Annotated in this window: 11 protein-coding genes; 9 read left to right on the plus strand and 2 right to left on the minus strand. The window is 30.5% G+C overall.

Going from position 1 to position 18,113, the window contains the following annotated elements; all coding sequences use genetic code 11:
• The first annotated feature begins 46 nt into the window (after positions 1 to 46).
• Both BTO06_RS11595 and BTO06_RS11600 read left to right on the plus strand, forming a co-directional pair.
• Positions 47 to 1,174, plus strand: coding sequence for a hypothetical protein (locus tag BTO06_RS11595; protein ID WP_100925462.1), 1,128 nt, complete (start codon positions 47 to 49; stop codon positions 1,172 to 1,174).
• Positions 1,164 to 2,228: a nucleotidyltransferase family protein gene (locus tag BTO06_RS11600; protein ID WP_100925463.1), complete on the plus strand. Its 1,065-nt coding sequence runs from the start codon at positions 1,164 to 1,166 to the stop codon at positions 2,226 to 2,228. Before BTO06_RS11595 ends, BTO06_RS11600 begins: the two co-directional genes overlap by 11 nt.
• 3 nt (positions 2,229 to 2,231) lie before the next feature.
• Here BTO06_RS11600 and BTO06_RS11605 read toward each other — a convergent pair whose 3' ends face one another.
• Positions 2,232 to 3,584 (minus strand): UDP-N-acetylmuramate--L-alanine ligase, encoded by a 1,353-nt coding sequence (locus BTO06_RS11605; protein ID WP_100925464.1) that lies wholly within the window; start codon positions 3,582 to 3,584, stop codon positions 2,232 to 2,234.
• 235 nt (positions 3,585 to 3,819) lie between these two features.
• On the opposite strand from BTO06_RS11605, the gene BTO06_RS11610 reads away from it, so the two are divergent.
• From BTO06_RS11610 to BTO06_RS11620, 3 genes are read left to right on the plus strand one after another with little or no spacing between them, the layout of a single operon-like run.
• Positions 3,820 to 9,942 carry an alpha-2-macroglobulin family protein gene (locus tag BTO06_RS11610; RefSeq protein WP_198517074.1) on the plus strand — a complete coding sequence of 2,041 codons (6,123 nt, stop codon included), beginning with the start codon at positions 3,820 to 3,822 and terminating at the stop codon, positions 9,940 to 9,942.
• A gap of 1 nt (position 9,943) precedes the next feature.
• Positions 9,944 to 10,393, plus strand: a complete 450-nt coding sequence (locus BTO06_RS11615) for a DUF4174 domain-containing protein (protein WP_100925465.1) — start codon at positions 9,944 to 9,946, stop codon at positions 10,391 to 10,393.
• Positions 10,394 to 10,396: 3 nt separating this feature from the next.
• Positions 10,397 to 11,251 carry a hypothetical protein gene (locus BTO06_RS11620; protein ID WP_232731448.1) on the plus strand — a complete coding sequence of 285 codons (855 nt, stop codon included), beginning with the start codon at positions 10,397 to 10,399 and terminating at the stop codon, positions 11,249 to 11,251.
• A gap of 200 nt (positions 11,252 to 11,451) precedes the next feature.
• Here the strand turns inward: BTO06_RS11620 and BTO06_RS11625 are convergent, their stop codons facing one another.
• Positions 11,452 to 12,327 carry a DoxX-like family protein gene (locus BTO06_RS11625; protein ID WP_157811821.1) on the minus strand — a complete coding sequence of 292 codons (876 nt, stop codon included), beginning with the start codon at positions 12,325 to 12,327 and terminating at the stop codon, positions 11,452 to 11,454.
• A 169-nt stretch (positions 12,328 to 12,496) separates the two neighbouring features.
• On the opposite strand from BTO06_RS11625, the gene BTO06_RS11630 reads away from it, so the two are divergent.
• The 4 genes from BTO06_RS11630 to BTO06_RS11645 all read left to right on the plus strand — a co-directional run bounded on the left by BTO06_RS11630 (position 12,497) and on the right by BTO06_RS11645 (position 17,953).
• Positions 12,497 to 14,767, plus strand: a complete 2,271-nt coding sequence (locus BTO06_RS11630; protein WP_100925467.1) for a fibronectin type III domain-containing protein — start codon at positions 12,497 to 12,499, stop codon at positions 14,765 to 14,767.
• 163 nt (positions 14,768 to 14,930) lie between these two features.
• Positions 14,931 to 16,067, plus strand: a complete 1,137-nt coding sequence (gene xerA / locus BTO06_RS11635) for a site-specific tyrosine recombinase/integron integrase (protein ID WP_100925468.1) — start codon at positions 14,931 to 14,933, stop codon at positions 16,065 to 16,067.
• A gap of 55 nt (positions 16,068 to 16,122) precedes the next feature.
• On the plus strand, positions 16,123 to 16,785 hold the full coding sequence (locus BTO06_RS11640) for a hypothetical protein (protein ID WP_100925469.1): 663 nt from the start codon (positions 16,123 to 16,125) through the stop codon (positions 16,783 to 16,785).
• A gap of 577 nt (positions 16,786 to 17,362) precedes the next feature.
• Entirely contained in the window at positions 17,363 to 17,953 is a 591-nt protein-coding gene (locus tag BTO06_RS11645; RefSeq protein WP_100925470.1) for an SUKH-4 family immunity protein, read from the plus strand.
• The last annotated feature ends 160 nt before the right edge of the window (positions 17,954 to 18,113 follow it).

Genomic DNA, 18,113 nt, shown 5'->3' on the forward strand with positions numbered 1-18,113 from the left:
AAAAATAGTTAGATACTTCTATTAGGTTTTATATTTTTAGAATCTAATGAACAACATACTATTTAAACATATCGAAGGCAAGACTATAGTTTGGTTTGAAGCAACAAATAACTATATTGTTTTAGAAAATAAAGCAGCAGATATCATTAGTCAAATAAACGACGGACTTACCTTTGAAAATATAGGAAAAGACTTAGCAAAAGAGTTTGAAATTTCTGAAGAAGCTGGATTTGAATTCGTAAATAAAATTAACGAAGAAGTTTATGTTAAGAACACAAACAATAAAGTGCTTTTCTCAGAACAAAGTTCTGTTTATTCTCTTCCTATTTTCCAAATAACAAAGTTTTACAGAATAAATGATTTAATTTTTGAAGTAAACTATCAATCTGAATTTGAAGAATATTTAGTTCATCCAAAATTTTCTCACTTAGAAGTTGACTATTCAAAAAAAACAAATCACACTTTTAAAGTTTTTACCAAAAATGATATTACTTCTCTCATAATTGATGGTAACTTCATAGGCTCTTGGCCGAGAAAAGACATTCATTATTTCCAGGGAAAATTTTCCATGTATGTGGTGCAATTCATTCACCAAAAACATGAAAATGAATGGATGGGTATTTTTCATGCATCCGGTTTAGGAAATGATAAAAAATCGCTGCTTCTACTAGGAGATTCAGGTAATGGGAAAAGCACATCTCTGGCAATTTTACAAGCTAATGGACTTACCTGTCTAGCCGATGATTTTGTCCCAATTGATGTTGAACAAAAAAATATTTACACATTCCCTTCTGCAATTTCTATTAAAAGAAATAGTTTAGAAACATTATTACCCTTATATCCTGAATTAGAAAATACCGCTGAATTTCATTTCAAAAGATTGAATAAAATTGTTCGTTTTCTTCCTCCAAAAATAAATAGTGGAAAGCATCATTTACCATGCAATGATTTAGTTTTCATAAAATATCAAAAAGATTCGGCTTTAAACTTTGCAAATATCTCGAAATTAGAAGCCTTCCAGCAATTAGTCCCAGATTCATGGTTATCTCAGAAAAAAGACAATGTTGAAGTTTTTTTAAATTGGTTTTCAAACACCAACTGCTACAAACTAACATATTCAGACAACGAAAGAATGGTAAACACCGTAAAAAGCATCTTGAATAATGACATATAAAGAAACGTTATTTTTTATAGGAAAATGTTTAACCATTACACATGAGATAAATAATAAAATCATAGTAGAGAACTTACTACAAAATAATTATGTTGATTGGGATGACGTGGTTAAAGTAAGTACGAGTCACTACGTATTCCCTGCTTTATACTGCAATTTAAAACGCACTAATTTACTGCATTATCTTCCAGAAGATTTAGTTGGATATATGCAACATATTACCCAGTTAAACAGAGAACGAAACGAACAGATTATTGAGCAGGCTAATGAAATTAATTCTTTATTATTAAAAAATAATATTACTCCAATTTTTCTTAAAGGAACTGGAAATTTGTTAGAAGGATTATACGAGGATATTGCTGAACGAATGGTTGGTGATATCGATTTTTTGGTTACAAAGGCTGACACTCTTAAATCTTTTACATTATTAAAAGCCGAGGAGTATACTAACCTCGTTAAAACTGATAATAGTTTACCAAATGACAAACATCTTCCTCGAATTCACAAGAAAAATAGAATTGCAGCTGTAGAAGTTCACAAAGAAATGGTTAAAGAGCCTTACAATAAACTTTTTAATTATTCCCTAATAAAGTCTGATATTTTAAACCGAGACAATTACTCTGTTTTAGGTTATAATCATCAATTAATACTTAGTATAATTGCAAAACAAATAAACGATGATGGTCAGTTCTACAACGATATTACTTTAAGAAATGCATATGATGTATTTCTACTATCAAAAAAAACTGACACATACAAAAGCATAGAAACACTGGATGATCGATTAAAAATTCCGCTAAATAACTTTTTAGCAATTACAAAATTAGTTTTGAACAGTAGTTCTATAAATTTCGTAGAAACTAATTCTTCAAAAGAATCTCTTAACCATTTTAACAAGATGATCCTAAATGAAAAAAAAAGGAATAAACACTACAGCTTTTGGCGAAAAAAACTATTCTTATTGAGCAGACTTAAAGTTATATTTAAAGCTTTCTACAGTAAAAACCATGCAATTTGGTTAATTAAGAGGATAATTAAAGGAAGAAACTCCTAGCACCTATATCAATGTTTTAAACTCATCAAAGTCTAATCCTCCATAATTACCTGAACTCATTAATAATAAAGCTGAATTCTCCAAATTTTCACTGAATAGAAAATCTTTAAAATCTTCAGGTTTGGTGTAAACAATTAGGTCTTCTCTCTGGAAAGCTTCAAAGATTTGATCTTGAGATATTTCTTCTAATCTTTTTATTTGAACCGCGTGTGGAGAATAAAACACAACTGCCTTATCTGCTGCATCTAATGCTCCTTTGTATTCTTTAAGAAATTCTTGGTTCAAACTACTATAAGTATGCAATTCTAAACAGGCAATTAATTTTCGATTACCAAACTGATTCTTTACTGCCTTAGTTGTTGCTTTAACTTTCGATGGAGAATGAGCGAAATCTTTAAATGCAACAGTCGATTTCGATTGAGCTATTTTCTCTAATCGTTTGCTGGCTCCTCCAAAACTTGCAATTGCTTCATAAAAATCTTCTTCATCAATTCCCATATGCTGACAAATCCATTTTGCTCCAGCAATATTCTGTAGGTTATGATTTCCAAAAACTTCTAATGGTAATTCTCCTTCTGGAGTATTCAAATAAGTAACTCCTTCTTCTATAAAGAAATCTGGTGTTTCGTATGGATATTTTTTGATTGAATTAGTAGATCCTTCAACCACTTTTTTTACTTCTTCATCTCCCTCATTATACACCATTATTCCTCCATTTACAAGAGAATCGGTAAAAACTGAAAATTGTTCTACATAATTTTTAAAAGTTGGAAAAACATTGATATGGTCCCACGCAATTCCACTTATTAAAGCAATATTAGGTTGATATAAATGAAACTTTGGCCTTCTATCAATTGGTGAGCTTAAATACTCATCACCTTCTAGTACGATAAACTCATTATCCTCCGTTAAATGGACCATTGTATCAAACCCTTCTAATTGCGCACCTACCATATAATCGACTTCTCTATCATGATAGTTTAAAACATGTAATATCATTGACGTAATGGTTGTTTTTCCATGAGAACCTCCAATTACAACTCTTGTTTTATGTTTTGATTGCTCGTATAAAAACTCTGGATAAGAAAAGATTTTTAAACCTAGCTCCTGAGCTTTTAATAATTCGGGATTATCTTCCTTTGCATGCATTCCTAAAATTACTGCGTCTATATCACTTGTTATTTTTTCTTCGAACCATCCAAACTCCTCTGGCAACAATCCTTTAGCCTTTAATCTAGACTTTGAAGGATCGTGAATAGTATCATCACTTCCTGTAATTTGGTATCCTTTTTGGTATAATGCTAATGCTAAGTTGTGCATCGCGCTTCCGCCGATGGCAATAAAGTGTATTTTCATTTTAAATTGTAATCTGAAATCAAAAATACAAAACCAATAAACAAAATATGTATCTTTAAAACGAAACTCATTAGAATGATGCTTTTACAAACGAAAATTAATCATAAACTAAGTATAATTTGATATTTCAAATAGTATAAATGTACTTTGTAAGCTAACATATAATTTGATCTAAATTTCTCAGTTATATTAATATACGTTTTCTGAATTTTTATCGAATTAACAACCTTTTGTCATGAAAAAAAAGTCAATTTTAATCACAATGCTTATTCTTTTTTCCATTCTCTCTCAAGCACAAAACAACTATATTATTTTATGGAAAAAAGTATATGAGTTTGAAAAAGAAAATCTTCCGAAATCTGCATTAAAGCTTGTAGAAAAGATTTATACAAAAGCAACCGCTGATAATAATTCACCTCAGCTTATAAAATGTTTAGTTTATAAAAGTAAACTTTCCATAAACATGGAGGAAAACGCTCAACTTACTATTATCAATGATTTTAAATTACAAATTTCAAATAGTAATTTTCCAAGTAAAAATATTCTACAAAATATGTTAGCCAATTTATACTGGCAATATTTTCAAGAAAACAGATACAAGTTTTACAACAGAACAAAAACAACTGAAAAGGTTGATGAAAATGATTTTCGCACATGGGATTTAAACACCTTATTTAAAGAAATCCATTCCATTTACCAACTCTCTTTAAGTGAAAGTAAAAAACTCCAAAAAGTAAATATTCGGAAATATAAAGATATTTTAATTCTTCAAGAAGAATCAGAAAAATACAGACCAAGTCTTTATGATTTACTAGCTCAAAACGCCTTGGTTTTTTATCAAACTAATGAGACAAACATCACAAAACCATCTTTTCAGTTTAAACTAAATAATCCTGATTTCATCTGTGATTCTAATTTATTTACACAATTAAAACTAGAAACAAAGGATTCTTTATCTCTTCAATTTAATGCTCTTAAAATCTTTCAAGAATTAACACGGTTCCATGAAAAAAGTAAAAACTTTGATGCTTTAGTTGATGTAGATTTACAAAGATTAGCTTTCGTTAGTCAGAATGCAACGTTTATGAATAACGAAACTGCTTATTTAGAAACTTTACAATCTTCAGAAAGTAACTATAAAAATATTGAAGCAGGTAGCTTATATTCATTTGAAATAGCTCGAGTTTATAACATTCAAACCAATAAATATGTTAAGAATAAAAATGAAGATTACAGGTTTAAAAATAGACAAGGTCTTGAAATTTGTGAACAAATAAAGAAGCAATTCCCTAATAGTTTAGCAGCTAAAAAAGCAAATGTTCTTATCTCAAAAATTCAACAAAAACAACTTTCCCTTGTTGCAGAAGCCAATATACCCATCAATAAATTTTCTCGAGTATTAGTTAATTATAACAATCTAAACCGTTTACATTTTTCAATATTTAAAATTACTTACGACCAATACCAAGAGCTACAAAAGATTTATAATAAAGATTTAAAAATTAAAGCAATTCAAGCGCTTGAAAGAGTAACTTCTTGGAAAAACGAATTGCCAAATGAAAAAGACTATTTACAGCATTCTACCGAAGTTATCATTCCTAAATTACCAAACGGAAGATATTTAATTTTAGCAACTGAAAACAGAGAATTATCTAATAAAGAAATATTCGGAGAAGCGTTAATTCAAGCAACGGATTTAACTTTTATAACCCGAAACGAACCTAACAAAACAATTTATCAAATTCTTGACAGGAATTCTGGAAAACCAATTCAAAATGCTTCGGTAAGATTTCTAAGTGAAAAAAGTAGATACCAAAACAAAACTATTGATAGAACTTTTACCACCAACAAAAACGGCGAATTTATCTTTAGCCCTGATGACTATTACAACAGGGTAAGAGCAATTATTACTCACAAAAATGATCGAGCGGTTTTCGCAGAATTTTATTTAAGAGAAAATGTAAATAACAATCCACGTTATCGAAATCAAACTAAAACATTTGTTTTTACAGATAGAAGTATTTACCGACCAGGGCAAACTGTTTATTTCAAAGGAATTTGTTTAGAAAGTTTCAAAGAGAAATCATCCATAATTACGAATAAAAATGTAAAAGTATATTTTAAAGATGTAAACAACCAAGTAATCAAAAAGCAATCATTTAAAACAAATGAATATGGTTCTTTTGCAGGAAACTTTGTTATACCGAATACTGGTCTAACTGGTCAATTTAGTATTGAAACAAAAATCAATGGTAGAAGAAATTCCCAATATATTTCTGTTGAAGAATATAAGCGCCCAAAATTTGAAACTAAATTCAAACCTGTAAAAGAAACCTACCAATTAAATAATGAGGTTACAGTTACCGGATTTGCAAAATCATACTCAGGAGCAAATATTACAGAGGCAAAAGTCGTTTACCGAGTTCATAGAAAAGTGATTTATCCAAGATGGTGTTATTGGTTTTACCCAAATTTAAATTCACAACCTCAAGAAATAATTAGTGGAGCAACCACTACAAACTCAAAAGGAGAATTTAAAATTAAGTTTGAGGCACTTCCAGATGAAAGTATTTCAAAAGATAAACTTCCAGTTTTTAATTATGAAGTAACGGCTGATGTTACTGATTTAAACGGAGAAACTCGCTCCTCTTCTACTCTCGTTAAAGTGGGATATCATAGTTTATTAGCAACCATTGAAAGCAACGATTTTTATAATAGAAATGAGAAAAATCAAAAGATTAAAGTAGCTACAAAAAATCTAAATAACCAATCAGTTGATACAAATGGAACTATTACTATTTACAAGTTGATTTCTCCTGAAAACACCATTAGAAAACGTCCATGGGAAGCTCCTTTTTATCAAAAAATTTCTAAAGAAGAATTCAAATCAAAATTCCCACATGAAGCTTACAAAACTGAAGACAACTATTTAAAATGGGCTAAAGGAAAGTCATTATTTTCAACGTCATTCACTACAATAAATGGAATTCAAGAAATTGAGCTTCCAACTTTAAAGAAATGGAAATCCGGTAAATATTTAATTGAATTAACTTCAAAAGATAAATTCAATAAAGTAGTATCAGACAAAAAATACATTTCTGTTTTCAGCAATAAGGATAAACGTCCAGCGGACAATGCACTTATTTCTGTTAAAATGGATAAAGAAAGTTATAAACCTGGTGAAAAAGCCATTATAAAAGTTGCTTCCAACTCAAAGGATGTGACAGTAATGGTTACAGTTGAGAAAGAAAGAAAAGTTGTTGATTATCATTATCTACATTTAAATGAAAACGCTAAGACAATTCAAATTCCTGTAACAAGTGACGACTATGGAGGATTCGGTATTCGTTATCATTTTGTGAACTACAATTCAATAAATAGCGAAACATTAATGATTAATGTTCCTCATCCAAAAACGGATTTAGACATTATTACAAAAACTTTCAGAGACAAATTAGAACCTGGGACAAATGAAAAATGGAGTTTTACGATTAAAGGAACACAAAAAGAAAAAGTTACCGCTGAATTATTAGCCAGTATGTACGATGCTTCATTGGATCAATTTAAAACACATAACTGGAATTTTGATCCTATTCATAAACCAACGTATAGACTTCAGACTTTTATAAACTCTAGAAATAGTTTTGGTACTAAATATTTTCGAATGGAATATAACAACCGAAATTATTTTGATTTCCCAAGTCTACAATATGATCAATTAAATTGGTTTGATTTTAATTTCAGAGATCTTAACGTTTATGGGTTTAATGCCCTTTCAATGGAATCTGAAGCGATAATTATTCGTGGTGCGGCACCTAGATCTGATAATAAAAAAACTGTTAATAAAGAACTGATCGGTAGAACTTCTGGTGTTAGTATAACTCCTGAAGAAGATTATGAAAGTGGTGATATTTCTGGTTGGACTCCTAAAAATTCCTCTTACAAACTCAAACAAGAAAAAGATAAACTAAAAGGATCTCTAGATCAAATTCAAATTCGTAAAAACCTTCAAGAAACGGCATTTTTCTACCCGCAGCTATCTACTGATACTAATGGAAATGTTTCTTTTAATTTTACTATTCCAGAAGCTTTGACAAAATGGAAGTTACAATTATTGGCACATTCTAAAAACTTACATTCCGCTACAAAAACACTTGAAACAGTAACACAAAAAGAACTAATGGTAGTTCCGAATGCTCCTCGTTTTTTAAGAGAAAAAGATGAAATTACATTTAGTGCAAAAATCAGCAACTTAACAGATAAAACATTAACCGGAACTACTAAGTTATTACTTACTGATGCAATCACTGGGAAGACTATTGATTCAGAATTAAATAATAACAATAACCAACAACCCTTTACTGTTAATTCAGAAGGAAATACACAAGTATCTTGGAATTTAAAAATTCCATTATCTGTACAAGCTGTACAATACCAAGTAATTGCTAAAGCAGAAGATTTTTCAGATGGTGAACAAAATGTGCTTCCTGTTTTATCGAACCGAATGTTAGTTACAGAAACCTTACCAATGTGGGTGCGTTCAAATCAATCAAAAACATTTACTTTAGAAAAGTTAAAGAGCAACAATTCATCTACACTAAAACATCATAAACTAAGCTTAGAAGTAACTTCTAATCCTGCTTGGTATGCAGTGCAAGCTTTACCATATTTAATGGAATATCCATATGATTGTGCTGAACAAACTTTCTCACGTTATTATGCAAATACCTTAGCTAGTTTTATTGCGAATTCGAATCCTAAAATTCAAAATGTATTCAATCAATGGAAATCAAGCAAAGCACTTATCAGTAATCTTGAAAAAAACGAAGAGTTAAAATCACTAATCATTCAAGAAACACCATGGTTGCGTGATGCGCAGTCTGAAAGTGAGCAAAAGAAACGAATCGCGATGTTGTTCGATTTAAACAATATGAAAAATGGTCGTCAAAAAGCATTAAATAAGTTACAAAATATTCAAATGAACAATGGTGGATTTCCTTGGTTTAAAGGAAGCAGGTATCCTAATACTTATATTACAAATTATATCGTTTCTGGCTTTGGACATTTAGAAAAATTAGGCGTTGATAATTTCGACAAAAAGACGACAAAAATGCTTATCAAAGCCGTTAAGTTTTTAGACAATGAAATAGTAGACAACTATGAAAGAATTCTAAAAACAGCTCAGCAAATCAAAGAAAAAGACGGCGCTAAAGCATATCAAAAATACTTAGACAAACAACATATTGGTTATTTTGATATTCAATACTTGTACATGCGTAGTTTCTTTAATAAAATTCCTGTACAAGAAAAAACACAACAAGCAATTGATTATTACCGCAATCAATCTGCTACATATTGGAAGTCATTCAATTTGTCAGGTAAAGGTTCGATTGCGTTAATTCAGTTTAGAAATGGAGAAAAAACATTGGCCCATAAAATTCTTAAATCGTTAAGAGAGAATAGTGTTTTCTCTGAAGAACTCGGTATGTATTGGAAAGAAAACAAAGCTGGTTGGTATTGGCATCAAGCTCCAATTGAAACTCAGGCTTTAATGGTGGAAGTCTTCTCAGAAATCGAAAATGATACTAAAACTATTGACGAACTTAAAATTTGGCTTTTAAAGAATAAACAAGTGAGTCGTTGGAAAACAACTAAAGCTACTTCTGAAGCAGTTTATGCTTTATTATTAAATGGTTCTGACTGGTTAAACTCTTCGGAATTAGTAACTATAAAAATGGATAATAAAACTATCGACCCAATTCAACTTGAAAATTCTAAACTTGAAGCTGGAACAGGATATTTTAAAACTTCATGGAGTGGCTCTGAGATTACTTCAGATAAAGCATCGGTTACCTTAACTAAAAAAGATAAAGGAATTGCCTGGGGCGGATTATACTGGCAATATTTTGAAGATTTAGATAAAATTACCTCAGCAAAAACTCCATTACAACTTTCTAAAAAGTTATTCAAAAAAGTTAATTCCGATACTGGCAAACAACTAATTGCTATCAACGATACTAATCTTGAAGTTGGAGATTTAGTTACAGTTCGAGTTGAATTAAAAGTGGATAGAGACATGGAGTTTATTCATATGAAAGATATGAGAGCTTCTGCCTTTGAACCTGTAGATGTTATCTCTCAATATAAATGGCAAGACGGATTAGGTTATTATCAGAGTACGAAAGACGCAGCTACTAACTTCTTTTTTGATCGTATAAGAAAAGGTATATATGTTTTTGAATATGACGTAAGAGTAAACAATAAAGGAAACTTTAGTAATGGAATTACAACGATTCAAAGCATGTACGCACCAGAATTTTCAAGTCATTCAAAAGGTGTTCGAGTAAAAATTAAGTAATATGAAAAACACTGTTTTAATTATTCTTTTTCTAGCAGGAATACATCAAATGTTTTCTCAAGAATTAGATTTACCTGAATATGAATGGAAAAATAGAGTGGTTTTAATTATAACAAATGGCAACTCAAGTCTTCGTAAACAACAACTATACGAGCTTCATTCCAGCCTCAGAGAATTCGAAGAACGAAAACTTGCCTTTTTTGAAATCCAACCTCAGCGTTACAGAAGAATATCCTTAAAACTAAAAACCGAGAATCAAGATAATTGGATTTATTCTGAGCAACCCTACGAAAAATATAAATCGAAAAAATCTAAATTCAAAGTTCTACTTATTGGACTTGATGGAGGAATAAAGAATAAAAGAACCAAAAAAATATTTACCCAAAAAGAGCTTTTCTCTATCATTGATGGAATGCCTATGAGAAGAAGAGAGTTAAAAAGAAATCACTAATTCATGATAAAGAGATTGATATCATTCTTAATTATAATTTTTGTTTTAGTTCATTGCAAAAATAAGAATGAAAAACCAGTAATATCTACTACAGTTGATTCCACAGAAAGAACAATTAAAAAACCTGTAAACAACTGTACGAATATTGAGTTTGAAAATACTTCTAATACAATTCATATTATAGTTGCTTTATGTGATAATAAATACCAAGGAATTATTCCTGTTCCTGAAAAAATAGGTAACGGACAAGATCCTAAAAATAACTTGTATTGGGGAACAGCATACGGAATCAAGTCTTACTTCAGAAGAAGTCCTAATTGGACTTTAAAACATGCGAAACAAGTAGATTCTATAATATTGGAAAGAATTATATTCAAGCATAAAACAAAGGACTATACGATTGTTGCAGATGCTTATGACGGAAAATATATTAAAAACGCAACTGAAACTTTTTTAAGAAGCTCTGCTGGTATTGAAAAAGACATTATAAATATAAACAAAGACACTATTGGTATAAAAGGTAACTCAAATTTGGTAGCCTATATTGGACATGATGGCTTAATGGATTTTCAACTAAATGAGAAATTCATAAATACCGATCACAAAAAGAGAGATGTTATCATTTTAGCCTGTTATAGTAAAAACTATTTCCAACCTCATTTAGAGAAAGCTAATGTAAACCCATTAGTTTGGACTACTGGATTAATGGCACCCGAAGCTTACACAATTCACGATGCTATTGAAGGTTACATAAATAAGGAATCAAATGAAGCAATTATTTTACGAGCTGCCAAAGCTTATAACAGGTATCAAAAATGTGGTTTACAAGCTTCCAAACGGCTACTAGTAAGCGAGTAAAGAATAAAATCAATAAAAATTATAGTTTAACAATCATCTCTATTAAAGAATAGTCTTGTTTCCAAAGATTAAATTTTTATTTGAACTTAAAAAGACTACTACAAATAGAAATAGAAGTATTTACATACTTTCAGGAATGGTTGAAAAAATAACATACTTATATTTCTTTAAATCTCATAAAGTAAAATCAGTTTTTTTATTTATCTGTTTGAAACTAATTTTCTTCTATAAGCAAAGCTCTTTCTTCTAAAATATGCATGAATTCCTAGCAACACTATTAAAGGTGTTAACCCATGAGGTAACCTAAATATGACTTGATATAAATTTTGATGTAATGTTTGTAATGGAAACTCCCAATAAAAATTTGCTGCCAATCTTGCGAAAGCAGTTAATAAGCCCCAAATAATAGCGTAAATTAGAGCATACTTTGCGAGCTTAGGAATAAAAATGAATACTGCCAAAATAAAATCTAATATACCAGCGACATATAAAAAAGTGATTGCAAAACTCTCGGAACAGCCAAAAATATTAATTACCATATCTACAAATTTTCCTGGTACAGGATAAGCTCCAAAGGCATATAATCCGTGTGAAAAAAATGTAATAGCAATTAAAACTTTAAAAATAAAATACAATCGAAACTTTTCGAAATTTTCATTGAAAGTGTATAAAAAAACAAAAGGTAATCCGAATTGAATACTATGTTCAAAGAATTGAGCTACATGATAAAACTTCTCTTTGGCTAACAAAACAGATAAAATAACCAAACTAATTCCTCCCAAATAAACAGGAATTCCGAATAGTTTTTTATTCGATTTTGTAACTAACAAAGTGCATCCTGCGGCTAATAAATATAAAAAACCATTACACTGAATAAATATTTGTATAAAATTATCGGTACTGGAGCTTGTAACATATTCTGACCAATTCATACCAAACCAATTTTCAATTATTGGTTTTAATAAAGATTCGTCCCAAAAAAAAGTACGATACGGCGCATCCCAAAACAAATGCTGCCAAGCTCTGCCTAAAAAGATTAAAAAAACAGAAACTTTAAGAAGGTTAGTTTGTTTCATACTTACAAAATAACCAAATACCATGTTAACTTAACAAAAGTAGAATGTTATATTATTTTAAACGAATGGTTATAAGATTTAATTTTCAATTAACATTCTCTCTTCCGTTATTTTGCCTTATCAACTTTTCTATTTTCGCTTCAAATTAATCAACCAACCCCTGCAAATCATGAAAAAACTTTTTTTATTGATATTGGTATTATTTGTTAGTATCAATGCAAACGCATCAAACGATAAATATCGTTTAACTTTAAGAGGAAATCCTTCTACTTCAATTGTTATCGGATGGAATCAAATTTCAGGAAGTAATGCACGCGTTTATTATGGAACAACAGATTACGGAACTAACTATACTAGTTATCCGAATTCCGCTGCACCAAGTAGAACCTCTTCTTACAAAGGAATGAATAACAACTTTGTAAGATTAACTGGATTACAACCAAACACGGCCTATTATTTTGTTATCATAGATAGCGAAGGAACAAGTCAACGTTTATGGTTTAAAACAGCTCCAAGTGATAGAAGCCGATTATCTTTTATTGCTGGTGGAGATTCAAGAAACAACAGAACTCCTCGTAGAAATGCAAATCTTTTAGTTTCAAAACTAAAGCCTCATGCTGTTTTATTCGGTGGTGACATGACTGACGATGACACAAATAGCCAATGGCAAACTTGGTTTAACGATTGGCAATTAACCATTGCTTCCGATGGAAGAATGTTTCCTATTATCGCTGCTCGCGGAAATCATGAAGACAGTAATAATAGTATTTATAATTTATTTGACACACCATCTACAAGTATTTATTATGCTATTACTTTTGGAAACAACTTAGTAAGAACATATACTTTAAATACTGAAATTTCTATTTCAGGAAATCAAACTACTTGGTTACGTAACGATTTAAATGCTAACTCAGGTGCTATTTGGAAAATTGCACAATATCACAAACCAATGCGTCCACATGTTTCTTATAAATCAGAAGGAAATAGCCAATATAGTAATTGGGCACAAACTTTTTACGACAACAAAGTTCAATTAGTTGTTGAGTGTGACGCACACACTGTAAAAACTACATGGCCGGTAAGACCTTCAACAGATTCTGGAAGCGATGAAGGGTTCGTTAGAGATAATACAAACGGAACAGTATACGTAGGCGAAGGATGCTGGGGGGCTCCTCTACGTTCTAACGGAGATAATAAAAGTTGGACTAGAAACTCAGGGCGTTTCAATCAATTCAAGTGGATATTTATTGATGAAAACAAAATTGAAACAAGAACAATTCAGGTTGATAATGCTTCTAGCGTTGGTGAAGTTTCTAACAATAATGTTTTTCAAATTCCTTCAAATTTAGATATTTGGAATCCATCAAATGGAAGTGTTATAACAATCAACAAATCAGGATCTACAGGTGGTGGTGATACTGGAAATGGAAATATTGATGTAGCTATTTCGAACGGAAGTGATGACGTTGAAGAGGATAAAAATGGTAAAATTTACGATGACAGTAGCGATTTAGAATTGGTTTATGATTCTTATAACAACTCTAGTTACCAAACTATTGGATTACGATTCAGAAATGTAAATCTACCAAAAAATGCTACAATTACTAGTGCTTATATTCAGTTTACAGCAGACGAAAGCCATAGCAACAGTGCTGATTTAGAAATAAGTTTACACAACTCAACAAACTCTCCAGTATTTACAGATTCGAACAATGTTTCAGGTAGAAGTACTTTTGCATCAAAAGTAATTTGGCAACCAAGCGGATGGTCGAGCGGGCAAACTGGAAGTGCACAAAGAACTCCGAGTTTAAAAAACATGGTCCAAAGTTTAGTAAATCAATCGGGTTGGACTTCAGGAAATAGTGTTAGTTTCATTATCAAGGGAAGAGGAACAAGTTTAACAAGTACTTCTGCAAAACGTGTTGCTGATTCTTATGAAGGAGGATCAAGCAAAGCGGCAAGGTTAATTGTTTCTTACACAAAAGAAGGGAACGGAGGTTCTACTCCTCCATCTGATATTTGTGATGGAATTTCGGAATGGCAAAGTGGTGTTAGTTACTCAGTTGGAGCAAAAGTTACCTACAACGGCAACCTATTTGAAAGGACTTCTAGTGGATGGAACTTTTTAGGAGCTTGTGGAACAGCTCAACGAAACGCTACAATTGTTTATCCTCCAATAGCCGACTCAGGAGTAGAAATTTACCCTAATCCTTTTTCAAATAAAATAAAAGTAACTGTTGGCAATCAATATTTTCAAAAACCACTGCATTTGCAGCTTTTTAACACAAACGGAAAACAGATTTATGAAGAACATTTTTCTTTAGACACTAGTGTTGAGAAAGTTATTTCTCCTAAAATTATAGCTACAGGAATTTATATTCTTACTGTAAAACATGGCGAAAACACAATAAAGAAACAACGATTGATTAAAAAATAGATCATTTCATCAAATAAAAACATAAGATTTTTTTAATCTTTTTTTGCCGCTTATTCTTTACGAATAGGCGGTTTTTACTTCTATATTTTCTACAAAATGATTTCCTTTTAAACCTTAGGTTGATTTTGGTCATTTCAATTAAAAGCTTACTTTTATACATGCTATGAGAACAATTACCTTATCTTTAAAAAGGCATAGAGGAAAACTATGTATTTTTATCTTTTTCGATTACAATTTGGAGATAATTACTTTATTGAAGAGTAAAACTCCCGCTCATTGGAGCAATTCAAAAAGAGCTTGGTACTTACCTTTTACAAACGAGAACAAAAACCTCTTATTAAATATATTATCAAAGTTTCGTGTTAAAAACAACATTTTTGATAACCATCTTGATTTAACTGAAGAGCAAAAAAAGTTTTTAAATGGATATTATTTATTTTTAAAAGGGAAGAGATATAGTAAAAGTACCGTTAAAACTTACACTCACTTTATTGCCCTATTTGTCAATCATTATAAAGTAAAAGAATTAAATACATTAAGTAATTTAGATGTTAGAAAGTTTATTGAAGACGTTTTCCTTAAAAGAAACTATTCAATAAGCACCCAACGTCAATTCATTAGCGCTGTTAAACTATTTTGCAATTATTTCCCAGAATGTAACATTACAAATTTAGAATTAACACGCCCGAAAAAGTCAAAAAAACTACCTGTAGTTTTATCTCAAAAAGAAGTTATCTCAATTATTAGAGTAACCAAAAACTTAAAACATCGTGCCATTATTACACTGCTATATTCATCTGGAATTCGAATAAGTGAATTACTCGCTTTGAAATTAGCCGATATAAACATTGAACGCAGACAACTTCGAATTGTTAATGCAAAAGGAAGAAAAGACAGATATGTAATTTTGGCCGAGAATTTTATTCCCTTATTATTAAATTATTATCATACTTATCAACCCAAAGAGTTTTTATTTGAAAATTTAAATAAAAACCAATATTCAGCAAGTAGTGTTCGAAAATTAATTAAAAAGTCATGTGCATTAGCTGGAATATTAAAAAATGTAACTCCTCATACTTTCAGGCACAGTTTTGCAACGCATTTATTAGAAGATGGAGTAAATTTAAGATACATACAAGATTTATTAGGGCATAGTAAACCAGAAACGACTATGGTTTATACGCAAGTAACACAAAAAAGTTTACTAAATATAAAAAGTCCGTTAGATCAAATAACCAAGAACACAAATATTAATGAATTGGAACAAAAGTTCCTGTTATCCGGAAAATTTCACCGATAAACAGGTATATTTGTTTGGATATAACGAGTTGTAGTGCATTGTAATAACTGAAAAAATGAAATTAATACATTGGACACCTAAAGAGAATAAAAGCCAAGTTCTTGAAAATGGAATTCTGATTACTGATACTTGGATTTCGTGTTCAATTCTGACACCTTTTAAAAATTTAAATCGTTGGTGGTTAGACTTTCTTTTAAATGACAAAGAATATGTTGGAATTATCTTTGAATTGGAAGAAAATGATTTTCCATTGGTTCACGACCATTGGATTGTTGAGGGACATAGTGAAACTAATGATGACCTTGAAGTTATTGCAAAAACAAGATATAGTTTAAAAGAAATATTGTCGAGTAATCCAAAATCAGTATTTGGAAATTTAACGAAGCTAAAACAAGGTTATGAACAGACAATAGTCTGGCGAATAGGAAATACGATAGATGACTCTAATTATTTAGATAAAGACGGGATTTATAAATCAGATGATAAAAAAATAATTGAATCAGGATTAAAGTTAATAAAATCGAACCCAAAAAAGGCGGCAAAGGACTTTTTTGATAATCCTGACTTTATGGAATTTGTCTTTGAAGACTATGAAATTCTCTTATTCACAAATGTTGAGCCAAACAGAATTGAAAAAGTAATTCAAGCGAATACAAATTATTCGTATAATGACTTAATGAATGAAATAAAGACGCACTACAACAAAGCGTATAGTTAATTGCTATTCCTTGCTAAACTAAAGGTAAGTGATTTTTTATAAAGCTAGTCTTTAACTCTAAATTTTTTACATTTAACGAAGCAACTAACCATACACAAACCGTTGTATGTAATAAGTCCAACTTCTGGCTTTTAAATACACTTTTTGATTGTGATTAAGGATAGGTAAAACAGGATTAAAATTAACTAAACGTAAGAATGCAGTTTAGTCAAGCTTATCGATTGACATCGTATGAGAGTTTCACTTTCAAATACGCATGCTAGCGTAAAAAGCTTGCCGAAATTAGAAGATTTTTTTGACAATGTCAAGTTTTAAAACGATAATTTAATTTAAATCAATGTTTTAGAGCGGAGCAGAAAATCATTTTTCAGATAACAAACCATATCAGTCTGTGGTTGATATAATTCATAATCTTGAAAAAACAAGTGAATTTAAAGTAATCTGAATGTAGCGCCTGGACTGACTACGTAAATATAAAAATAGAAACTATAAGATTTTAGCTATATTTACTACAAACAACAACGTGTAAATTGCATTAAAACGCAACTTACACGAAACGTTAGGCACAAGCTGAAATATGAAACCTGAGGAATTTAAAAACATATGGACTTTGGATAAGAATAAACTCAATTCAATCAGTCAGGAAAAACTAAATGGACTAGGACTTTCGGAAAATTCAATTGAATTCCTTGTAAAATCAGGATTACCAGAAAGTGCCGCACCTTTTTTATCTTTTTCGAAAGATTCAAATGATGTTTATGATAGTGTTCAAAAACTGACAACTATTTATAACTTTTTAGAACCTGAATTTGAAAAATATATAGTAATTGGCTCTTGTAATGACGGAGACCCAATTGTCATAAATACAGGAAATAATGACCGAATAGAATATCTCGACCACGAAGATTATTTCAGTTCACAACCTTTTAATTCTGATCTTTCTGCTATGGCTAAATGTTTAATAGCGTATCGGAATTTTGTAAAAAGAGTACAAACGGAAAATGGAGAAGATGCGTTTCTCGATTCTGATTTTACGGACGAACAATTCGAAAAATTAAAGTTGGACTTAAAAAATGCCGATTCAGAGGCTATGGAAAGTGACGGATTTTGGCTTCGCCAGTTAGAAATGGACTTGGTATTAAGAGAAGATGCTAATTATGAAAAATAAAAGCCAGCGCCTAACAATGTATAACCGCAATTACGGCGGATTCGACTTCGTCCGAATCTACTCGGTAATTACTAACGCTAGTTCTTAAACAAAATATGTAACTTTAATCCCGTAACAACAGTTATACAAATACGTTGTAAGTAATGCTGAAAAATCATCA

It is taken from the genome of Tenacibaculum sp. SZ-18 (assembly GCF_002813915.1).
In the GTDB taxonomy this organism is placed as follows: domain Bacteria; phylum Bacteroidota; class Bacteroidia; order Flavobacteriales; family Flavobacteriaceae; genus Polaribacter.

Bases quoted from the DNA above. Each gene is read 5' to 3' on its own strand.
- BTO06_RS11615 (WP_100925465.1), top strand. From the start codon at position 9,944: ATGAAAAACACTGTTTTAATTATTCTTTTTCTAGCAGGAATACATCAA.
- BTO06_RS11620 (WP_232731448.1), top strand. From the start codon at position 10,397: ATGATAAAGAGATTGATATCATTCTTAATTATAATTTTTGTTTTAGTT.
- BTO06_RS11625 (WP_157811821.1), bottom strand. From the start codon at position 12,327: ATGAAACAAACTAACCTTCTTAAAGTTTCTGTTTTTTTAATCTTTTTA.
- BTO06_RS11610 (WP_198517074.1), top strand. From the start codon at position 3,820: ATGAAAAAAAAGTCAATTTTAATCACAATGCTTATTCTTTTTTCCATT.
- xerA (WP_100925468.1), top strand. From the start codon at position 14,931: ATGAGAACAATTACCTTATCTTTAAAAAGGCATAGAGGAAAACTATGT.
- BTO06_RS11600 (WP_100925463.1), top strand. From the start codon at position 1,164: ATGACATATAAAGAAACGTTATTTTTTATAGGAAAATGTTTAACCATT.
- BTO06_RS11595 (WP_100925462.1), top strand. From the start codon at position 47: ATGAACAACATACTATTTAAACATATCGAAGGCAAGACTATAGTTTGG.
- BTO06_RS11645 (WP_100925470.1), top strand. From the start codon at position 17,363: ATGAAACCTGAGGAATTTAAAAACATATGGACTTTGGATAAGAATAAA.
- BTO06_RS11640 (WP_100925469.1), top strand. From the start codon at position 16,123: ATGAAATTAATACATTGGACACCTAAAGAGAATAAAAGCCAAGTTCTT.
- BTO06_RS11605 (WP_100925464.1), bottom strand. From the start codon at position 3,584: ATGAAAATACACTTTATTGCCATCGGCGGAAGCGCGATGCACAACTTA.
- BTO06_RS11630 (WP_100925467.1), top strand. From the start codon at position 12,497: ATGAAAAAACTTTTTTTATTGATATTGGTATTATTTGTTAGTATCAAT.